This is a genomic window from Nitritalea halalkaliphila LW7 (genome assembly GCF_000265075.1).
Classification (GTDB): domain Bacteria; phylum Bacteroidota; class Bacteroidia; order Cytophagales; family Cyclobacteriaceae; genus Nitritalea; species Nitritalea halalkaliphila.
The window spans coordinates 1-2,530 of record NZ_AJYA01000089.1 but is presented as its reverse complement, the minus strand read 5'-3'; the positions used below and the strand labels follow the sequence as shown (position 1 = coordinate 2,530).

The window sequence follows — 2,530 nt, the reverse complement described above, 5'->3', positions numbered from 1 at the left end:
CCGGTTCTGCGGCTAGCGCATGGCTGATAGTTCCACCCTCACTATGTCCCCAAATACCGATCTGAGGAAAAGAGTCTCCCATCTGCTGTCGAAAAGCTCGTATCAGGGAGCGGGCATCGTCCATAAAATCGGATAAAACGGCGTTTTGAAAATTTCCATCCGACTCCCCTACGCCGCGCTTGTCAAAACGAAAAACGGCGAAACCTGCTTCGGTCAGGCGGTGTGCCAAAACATGGAATGGGGCATGCCCAAAGAGGCTTTGGTTCCTGTCATTAGGCCCAGATCCATGCAGTAAAATGATGAGCGGCACCGGATTCGAAGTCTGTGGACGTGTCAGTGTACCTGCCAGCGTGTTGCCTGCTGCTGTTGGCAGCTTTAAGTCCTGGACTTGGTAAGAAAACGGGGGCTGAGGCGTCTGCGGTCTGCGTACTTCCTCGGTCTCCTTTGACGTATCGGCTGGCACAAAATCAAGTGGGAACTCCATGCCCATCTGTTTAAAGTTGCCCTGAATCCGGTTTTCCGATAAAATTCCTTCGTAGGTCACCTGTAAGCTGTTGATTTCAAAAAACACCATCGGTGGTTGAAACAACACGCGATCTAGGCGGATATCGCGTGCTGCTGAGCAGGGATATCCATTTTGCCGCCCCAGCCTGCATCGGTTTCCTGAAGGCTGACAAAAAGCTCCAGCGCCGTCCCCGGAAGCTGCAGCGTGCCTTTCCATTCCCCGGAGGGCTTTGGGCCTTAGCCCAATGGAAAAAGAGAAGGATAAAAACGCTTACTGTGGTGTACTTTTTCATGGCTATCGATTAGAATTTAAAAATAGTCAAGAATTCATGTTTTTAGTCAGAAGCTCCAAATTAAATTTTTTAGCTCCACAAGGACTGTTGCTACTTACTGCTTAGGCATGCGTCACTTTTTCTGGCAGAAGCCCTAATGAGAAGGAAAAAGATGTCAGAAACTGCGGTCTATGCCGTATCTTTATGTGTTATCTTTACGCCATGCATACCAATACCCCTGACGCTGACTTGTTAATCGCCCTTGTACGTGAAAAAATGCCTTTTGGCAAGTACAAAGGCACGGTCTATGCGGCGCTACCTGAGGCGTACTTGGTCTGGTTTCAGCGGCAGGGCTTTCCTCCCGGAAAAGTGGGAACGCTCTTGGCGACCTTATATGAAATTCGATTAAATGGCCTGGAAGAAATTTTACACACGCTTAAAAAAAAGTACAGTACATAAAGATTCATTTGACAAACAAAAAATGAGAAACATGAAAAAACAAGTAATGTCTTGGAGTTTAGTACTCGGTATGGTGGTCTTCCTTTTTAGCTGTGGGGGTGGAGAAAAAGAAGAAGGAGGTGATCCAGAGGTTTATGCGAAGGCTTTCCAGATTTTCGAGCAGAGCCTCGATATTCGCGAGGAAATGATGGAAATGGAAAAGGAAATGAAAAAGCGTGAGATCGATTTTTCTTCCATGAAGGATGAATTAAAGATCTGGGATCGTGAAATCATCGAAGTGCCGGGCTATGAGCATGATCACGATGGAAGCTATGACCGCAAGTATCATGTGCATAATCCGATGAAGCCTTTTTCGGATGAAGAGCATCTGGCCTTTCAAGAGACGATGTACATCGAAATTCAAAAAATTTACGATGGGTATGCCACGCTGTTAAAGGCAGCACTTTCTGATGAAGCCTTACAGGAGGCAGAAGAAGAGGAGGCGGATGCCGACGCAGAGGACGCAGAGGAAGCTGCCTAATCATAGGTAGACCTGAAAGCGGCCATAGCCTTTACAAGAAGACTCCCTCGGGAGTCTTTTTTTTTTGCTTGATTCATTTTCTTTCGACTGACCCAAACAGCAGGCTGGAATTAGGTTTACAGAAAAAAAGCGTAACCATCATGCCAAAGCGTACGAGTCCCCAACTCATTCAGGATAAAGAAGATTTAAATGATATCGATAAACTGGTCGTAGACAAACGCAATCAGCAGCGTGCCAAGGCCAAGAAAAACAGGCGTAACCGTCATTATACCAAACAGCTGCTGAAGAACAGTTTAAATCTTTTGGACGATGGGGATGAGGTATAATGCGTGTACCGGATTAGCGGTTAGCATCCTGTATGTATCTATTTCACTTTTAGACAAAAAAAAAGACATCCGAAGATGTCTTTATCTACTTGAAGAGCCCCCTGCCGGGATCGAACCAGCGACCTACTGATTACAAGTCAGTTGCTCTACCAGCTGAGCTAAAGAGGCTGTAAACCTTTWCTCTTAATGACAGTGCAAATATAGAAGTCTTTTTCAGAAGTAAAAAGCCCTAAAAACAAAAATAGGGAGATAGCGCTATCTCCCTATTTTGAGTGGCTTAAAATTCTACTTAAATGTTTCTAAAGCGTCAGCTTTGATCTTTCTCGATTTCGCTTTCAGCCTTTTGAATTTCGTTATCGAAACTGATCTTTTAGCTTATCTGCCGTCTTAGAAGAGGCGAAGAAGGCCAGTTATTTCTTCCAAAGCGAGATATTATTTTCCAGATCTGC

5 protein-coding genes and 1 tRNA gene are annotated in these 2,530 nt (G+C 45.2%); 4 read left to right on the top strand and 2 right to left on the bottom strand.

Annotated elements, in window-relative coordinates:
- Positions 1-592: alpha/beta hydrolase family protein (locus tag A3SI_RS16280; RefSeq protein ID WP_162098481.1), on the bottom strand; the 592-nt coding region annotated here is incomplete at its 3' end.
- Between A3SI_RS16280 and A3SI_RS19425 the strand changes: the two genes are divergently transcribed.
- The 4 genes from A3SI_RS19425 (at position 577) to A3SI_RS16265 (ending at position 2,081) form a co-directional block, all read left to right on the top strand.
- On the top strand, positions 577-810 hold the full coding sequence (locus A3SI_RS19425; protein ID WP_009057638.1) for a hypothetical protein: 234 nt from the start codon (positions 577-579) through the stop codon (positions 808-810). The two genes, A3SI_RS16280 and A3SI_RS19425, sit on opposite strands and share 16 nt — an antisense overlap.
- A 170-nt stretch (positions 811-980) precedes the next feature.
- Positions 981-1,235, top strand: a complete 255-nt coding sequence (locus A3SI_RS16275) for a DUF3820 family protein (protein ID WP_009057637.1) — start codon at positions 981-983, stop codon at positions 1,233-1,235.
- Between the two features lie 31 nt (positions 1,236-1,266).
- Complete coding sequence (locus tag A3SI_RS16270; protein ID WP_193782430.1) at positions 1,267-1,755, top strand: hypothetical protein; 489 nt, start codon at positions 1,267-1,269, stop codon at positions 1,753-1,755.
- A gap of 140 nt (positions 1,756-1,895) precedes the next feature.
- Positions 1,896-2,081 (top strand): hypothetical protein, encoded by a 186-nt coding sequence (locus A3SI_RS16265; RefSeq protein ID WP_009057635.1) that lies wholly within the window; start codon positions 1,896-1,898, stop codon positions 2,079-2,081.
- A gap of 95 nt (positions 2,082-2,176) precedes the next feature.
- Here the strand turns inward: A3SI_RS16265 and A3SI_RS16260 are convergent.
- A tRNA-Thr gene (locus A3SI_RS16260) sits at positions 2,177-2,249 on the bottom strand.
- Positions 2,250-2,530 lie beyond the last annotated feature (281 nt).

Coding starts and splice junctions, on each gene's coding strand:
- A3SI_RS16275 (WP_009057637.1), top strand. CDS start 981: ATGTGTTATCTTTACGCCATGCATACCAATACCCCTGACGCTGACTTG.
- A3SI_RS16265 (WP_009057635.1), top strand. CDS start 1,896: ATGCCAAAGCGTACGAGTCCCCAACTCATTCAGGATAAAGAAGATTTA.
- A3SI_RS16270 (WP_193782430.1), top strand. CDS start 1,267: ATGAAAAAACAAGTAATGTCTTGGAGTTTAGTACTCGGTATGGTGGTC.